The sequence below is a fragment of the Deinococcus sp. genome, assembly GCF_030523985.1.
Classification (GTDB): Bacteria; Deinococcota; Deinococci; order Deinococcales; family Deinococcaceae; genus Deinococcus.
This window is the reverse complement of sequence record NZ_JAUNHK010000128.1, coordinates 1-6239: the sequence shown is the minus strand read 5'-3', so window position 1 is coordinate 6239 and position 6239 is coordinate 1. Positions and strand designations below refer to the sequence as shown.

The 6239-nt window shown below is 63.0% G+C and carries 4 protein-coding genes; 1 reads left to right on the top strand and 3 read right to left on the bottom strand.

Translation table 11 applies throughout. The annotated features are described in order from the left end of the window. The 3 genes from recG to gyrA form a co-directional block, all read right to left on the bottom strand. The coding region (gene recG / locus Q4C89_RS13375; RefSeq protein WP_303103120.1) for an ATP-dependent DNA helicase RecG at positions 1 to 2174 on the bottom strand (2174 nt) is incomplete at its 3' end. A gap of 124 nt (positions 2175 to 2298) precedes the next feature. Next, positions 2299 to 2700: a hypothetical protein gene (locus Q4C89_RS13370; protein WP_303103119.1), complete on the bottom strand. Its 402-nt coding sequence runs from the start codon at positions 2698 to 2700 to the stop codon at positions 2299 to 2301. A 215-nt stretch (positions 2701 to 2915) separates the two neighbouring features. Then, positions 2916 to 5354: a DNA gyrase subunit A gene (gene gyrA / locus Q4C89_RS13365; RefSeq protein ID WP_303103118.1), complete on the bottom strand. Its 2439-nt coding sequence runs from the start codon at positions 5352 to 5354 to the stop codon at positions 2916 to 2918. 288 nt (positions 5355 to 5642) lie between these two features. Here gyrA and Q4C89_RS13360 point away from each other — a divergent pair. Beyond that, a partial coding sequence (locus tag Q4C89_RS13360) for a tyrosine-protein phosphatase (RefSeq protein ID WP_303103117.1) occupies positions 5643 to 6239 on the top strand: 597 nt, incomplete at its 3' end.

Here is a 6239-nt window from a genome sequence, read left to right as displayed (position 1 = left end):
GGAATGCCGCTCTGACGGGTGCCGCGAATCTCGCCTGGGCCGCGCAGTTTCAGGTCGGCTTCGGCAATCACAAAGCCGTCGGTGCTGCCCTCGATGATTTTCAGGCGTTTGCGCGTTTTCTGGGAGGCTTCGCCCGCAATCAGCACGCAGTAACTTTGCAGCGAACCGCGCCCCACCCGCCCGCGAAGCTGATGGAGTTGCGCCAGCCCGAAGCGTTCGGCGTTTTCAATCACCATCACGGTGGCGTTGGGTACGTCCACGCCGACCTCAATCACCGTGGTAGACACCAGAATGTCAAACTCGCGTGCGCGGAACCGCTCCATCACATAGTCTTTCTCGGCGGCGGACATTTTGCCGTGCAGCAGGTCTATCCGGGCCTCGGGCAAAATCACGCGCAGGTCGTCGGCCAACTGGGTCGCCGCCAGCAGTTCCAAGTTTTCGTTTTCTTCAATCAAGCTCGTGACCACATACGCCTGCCGCCCTTGCCGAATCTGGCCCATCACAAAGCCATACGCCTGCTGCCGCGCCGTGTCCTGAATCAGTTTGGTTTCAATCGGGGTGCGGCCTGGGGGCAATTCGTCAATAATGCTCAGTTCTAGGTCGCCATACGCCGTCAGCGCCAGCGAACGCGGAATGGGCGTGGCGGACATCACCAGCACATCGGGGCGACTTGCCAGCAGCTTGCGCCGTTGCTGCACGCCAAAGCGGTGTTCTTCGTCCACCACCGCCAGCCCCAGGTTGTCGAACTGCACGTTTTCCTGAATCAGCGCCTGCGTGCCGACCACAATGTCCACGTCGCCCTCGGCAATGCGAGTTTGCATTTCCAGCTTAGCCTTCGGCGTCATGGCCCCGATGAGGAGGCCCACCCGCACGTCCAGTTTGGTCATGTAGCTCAGCAAGTTGGCGTAGTGCTGCCGCGCCAGAATCTCGGTGGGGGCCATCAGTGCGCCCTGGTAGCCGTCGCGCACGGCGAGGTACAGCGCACAGGCGGCGACGGCGGTTTTGCCGCTGCCCACGTCGCCCTGCACCAGCCGCGCCATCTGCTTGTCGCTTCGCATGTCGTCGGTGATTTCCAGCAGCACCCGCCGCTGAGCGTTGGTAAAACGAAAGGGTAACGCGGCCTCGAATTTGCTGATGTCGTCCCCCCGCGCCTCGAAGCGTTTGCCTTGCAGCACGGCGTCTTCGCCTTGCAGCAGCATTCGCAACTCCAGGAAGAGGTATTCGTCAAAGCGCAGCCGCCCGTTCGCCCGCTGGAGGTGCGCTTCGTCCGATGGAAAATGGATGCCCCACAGTGCGTCGCCCAAGTCAGTCAGGCCGTATTTTTGCCGCCAGTGCGCGGGGAGGTAGTCGTCCAGCAGCGCGGCGCGAAGAGCAGCCCACGCGCTTTTGCGGAGGAATTCCTGCGAAATGCCCTCTTTGGCGTCGTACACGCCCACAATTCGGCCCGTGCTGAGGCTCTGTTCGGCCTTTTCCACCGTTTCCAAATGCTCCACGCCGAGTTGCACGCTTCTCCCAAATTTCTTGACGCGGCCTGTCAGCACTAGTCTTGCGCCCTCGCGCAGTTGTTTTTCTACCCACGGTTGGTTAAACCACGTCGCCTTGACGCGCCCGCCGCTGGGGGTTTCCAGCACGATTTCCAGAATCAGCATCCCTGGCTTGGGGTTGCGGCGGTATTTGCTCACCACCACACCTTCCACCGTGACTTTCTGGCCTTCTTCCACGTTGCCCAGGTCAGGCAGGGCGCGGCGGTCTTCGTGGCGGTGCGGGTAGGCGTGCAGCACGTCGCGCAACTGGTGCAGCCCCAGGCTTTGCAGCTTGCGTGGGCCACCCGGCCCCACGTTCAGGCGCTCGACAGGCGCGTCAATCGGCAGCCTCTCACCGGGGGCGGCGGGGGGTGGCGGCGCGACCTTGGCGACGGTCGGACGGGCACGGGAAGCGGGCATCTTGTCGTCCCCCAGCAGCTTTAAGGCTCCCTGCAACGCCTTGGCACGCGCTTCGGGGGACATCTCGCCGTAGCCGGAAAGGACTTCGCGCACCTTGGGAAAGGGGTTGGCCAGCGGCCCGGACAGCAGTTTGTCCACGCCGCCCGCCACCACGCGGTTGTGGCAGCCGCCCGCGAGTTCAGCCGCGAGGGGTCGCCGGAGTCGTTCTTGCAGTTCTGCGACCGTCGCCATTACGCTAACAGCATAACAGACCGATCGGCAGGCGTCCGTGACTTTGGCCCGCCAGCCATGAAAAAGGGACGCTCCTCTGACGGATGCGCCCCTTTCGAAATGGCTCTGGCTTGGTTTTCCGAACTCAGCCGCTCAGCTGCCCCCTAACGAACATCTGCCCGATGAAAAAGGTCATGACGACAAACAGCAGGCTGGCGCTCGTCAGCCACGCGGCTTTGCGGGCGCTGTCGGCCTCGCTTGCCTTAGGCAGCCAGTAGAACAGCATCAGCAGGCCCACCGAGCCGAGGCCGCCGAGGTAATGCACGTACTTCTGAATGACGCCCATGCCTTGGTCAAGCAGCTTGATGCCCACCGCTGCCTGAAGCATCAGCGCGACCTGCAACACGATGAGCGCGGCGGCCTGTGCCTTGCCGAAAGTGCCGCGCCGCGCCCCCAGCCAGGTCAGCACGGTGGTCACGAGGGCAACCAGCAGCGTAATGCCGCCGACAGCCGAGTGAAGAGCGGGGGGAATGATGAATTCGTCCATAGAGAGACCTCCAGAAAAGTCAGGTAAACAGCCGAGTCGCTTACCGCTCGGTCAGTGCTTACTTACCGTAAGGTAAGTTGGCCTAAAAGTCAAACGGTGCTGTGGGCGGATAGCTGATGGCAAATGGCAGAAAGCTAGAAAAAGAGGCCAGCGCCCACGCGCCAGCCCCCTTCGCTTGTAGCCATCAGCTATCGGCTATCCGCCATCAGCCTCCCTTACAACTCGTCTTCCTTCCGAATCGGGAATGCGTCAATCACGCAGTCGCCGTCGCTGATGTTGATGACTTTCACGCCCTGGGCATTGCGGCCCGTCACGCGCACTTCTTCCACGCGGGTGCGGATGACGGTTCCCTTCTGGGTCAGCACCATCAGTTCCTCGTTGCCCGCGACATGGGCCAGCGTGACCAGTTTGCCCGTCTTGTCGGTCACGTCCAGCGTGATGACGCCCAAACCGCCGCGTCCCTTGCTGGGATAGTCGCTGACCTTGGTGCGCTTGCCCAGGCCGTATTCGCTGATCGCCAGCAGTTCGCCGTTTTCGTCGTTGCCGGGAACGAGGGCCATGCTGACCACCTCGTCGCCTTCGCGCAGGCGAATGCCGATCACGCCCTGGGTGGCGCGGCCCGTGTCACGCACCAGTGCGGCTTCAAAGCGCATGGCCTGCCCGTTCTTGGTCGCCAGCACCACGTCGTCGCCGTTTTGCTGGATGTCCACGCCGATCAGTTCGTCGCCGGGTTGCAGGTTGATGGCAATCAGGCCCGCCGAAGTGATGTTGGCATAGTCGGTAATCAGACTCTTTTTAATCACGCCGCTCTTGGTGGCGAAGATGAAGCTGCCCGCCTGGTCGAAGCCGCTGACCGACAGCACCGAGGCGATGTTTTCGTCGTCGCGCAGGCCAGGGAGCAGGTTGCGGATATGCGTGCCTTTGGCGTCGCGGCCCGCTTCGGGCAGGTCGTAGATCTTCTCGTGGAATACGCGCCCCGCGTCGGTGAAGAACAGCAGGTAGTCGTGGGTACTGCCCACGAAGACACCCGTGTTGGCATCTTCCTCGCGCAGTTTGCCGCCCGAGGAGCCGCGTCCACCGCGTTTTTGCTCGCGGTAGGCGTCCAGTTTGGTGCGCTTGAGGTACCCGGCGCGGGTCATGGTAATCACCATGTCTTCCACCGCGATCAGGTCTTCCTTGTTGATGTCCTCTTCCAGTTCGGTAATCGTGGAGCGCCGCTCGTCGCCGTAGCGGTCGCGGATGTCCTTGATTTCCTTCTTGATTTCGCGCCACAGCAGTTTTTCGTCGCCCAGGATGGATTCGAGGCGCTGGATGGTCTTTTGCAGTTCGTCGAACTCGCCCTGCAACTTCTCGCGCTCCAGGCCGACCAGCCGTTGCAGACGCATGTCCAGAATGGCCTGAGCCTGAATCTCGCTGAGGCCGAAGCGGGCCATCAGGCTGTCGCGGGCCTCGGCTCCGGTGTTGCTGGCGCGGATGAGCGCAATCACTTCGTCGATGTGGTCAAGCGCCTTGAGCAGCCCTTCCAACACATGCGCCCGCTCGCGTGCCTTCCGCAGTTCGTAGACCGTGCGGCGCGTCACCACGTCGCGGCGGTGCTCCAGGAAGTAGCGCATGGTGTCGATCAGCGGCAGCACACGGGGTTCGCCATGCACGATGCTGAGGTTCATGACGGTGTAGGTCTGCTGGAGCTGCGTGTATTTGTAGAGCTGATTCAGCACCAGCGTGCCCAGAGCGCCGCGCTTGAGTTCCACCACGATGCGGACGGGTTCCTTGCGGTCGGACTCGTCGCGCAGGGCCGAGATGTCGGGAATCTTGCCCGCCTTGTACATCTGGCTGATGGTTTGCAGCAGGTTGGTTTTGTTGAGCTGGTAAGGAATCTCGGAAATGATGATTTGGGTGCGCCCGTTCTTGCCTTCCTCGATGCGGGCCTTGCCGCGCACCTTCAGCCCCGCGTGGCCGGTGGCGTAGGCGTCGCGGATACCACTCTTGGAAATGCGCCCGCCCGTGGGAAAATCCGGCCCCTGAACGTGGGTCATCATCTCGTCCAGCGTGATGGCGGGGTTGTCAATCAGCGCCAGCAGCCCGTTGCAAATCTCGGTGAGGTTGTGCGGCGGAATGTTGGTCGCCATGCCCACAGCGATGCCCGACGCGCCGTTGATGAGCAGGTTCGGCACGGCAGAAGGCAGCACCGTCGGCTCAGTGGTCGTCTCGTCGTAGTTGGGCTTGAGGTCAACCGTTTCTTTTTCCAGGTCTTCCAGAATTTCTTCGGCGACCTTGGTCATGCGGGCTTCGGTGTAACGCATGGCGGCAGCCATATCGCCGTCCATAGACCCGAAGTTGCCCTGGGGGTCTACGAGCGGGTAGCGCAGGTTCCACCACTGGCCCATGCGCACCATCGCGTCGTAAATCGCGCTGTCGCCGTGTGGGTGATAGCGCTTCATCACTTCGCCGACCACCGAAGCGGACTTGGCGTGCTTGACGTTGCTCATCAGCCCTTCTTGCAGCATCGCGTACATGATTCGGCGCTGCACGGGCTTCATGCCGTCGCGCACGTCGGGCAGGGCGCGGTCCACAATCACGTTCATGGCGTAATTGATGAAGTTGGTCTTGACTTCGTTGGTGATGTCTACAGGTTGAATTCCGGTTCCGGTCATGGCACTCCAATCGGGGGCGGCTGAAGGCGCTTGGGCCACCAGTCGCGGGAGGTGGTGAGTGTCCCGGCACGCTGCCGGGTATGGAAACAGGATATCACATTATGTTCAAAGCATAACGGGGCCGTTTCCCTCAACTTCCCTCAGTTTAGCGGAAAACAGCGGGAAAAATGGGGGTCGGCCTTACCCCGCCCGGCCTCCGGGCCGTGGCATTCTGCGCGGGTGCCGGAGCGACTACCGCCAGAGCTATCACCGCCGCGACCAGAAGGGGCCGTCAATTTCCGCCAGCCTTTGCCGGGACTGTACCGCTCGGCCAACCTGAGCTTTCTGACTGGGCGGGGCCGGGCCGACTTGCAGGCGCTGGGCCTGGGCCGCCTGCTCGACCTGCGTGACCGCCGCGAACGGCAAGTGGACCCGCCGCCGTTTCTGGGCCGGGCCGAGTATCTGAACCTGCCGCTGCTGCCCTGGCGGGTGCGGGCCATGAACGAGGCCACCGCCGCCGCCCGCAGCAACGCCGACCTTTACCGCGCTCACCTCGACCACGCCGCCAACCAGATCGTGACCGTGCTGGGGGCGATTCTGGACGCTCCGGCGGGGCCGGTGCTGCTGCACTGCCACGCGGGCAAAGACCGCACCGGGCTGGTGACCGCGCTGTGCGCCGAAGTTGCAGGCCTGGCCCGGCAGGACATCGCCCGCGACTACGCGGCGAGCGGTCCCGAACTGGTCGACCTCTACGCCGATCTGCGGGCACGCAAGACGCCGGAGCAGTGGCGCTGGCTGGAGCCGTTCGTGGCGGTCAAGGAGGAAGACATCCTGGCGGCGCTGAACCATCTGGACGGCAAGTGGGGTGGCCTGGGGCCGTATCTGGCCGCGCATGGGCTGAGCGAG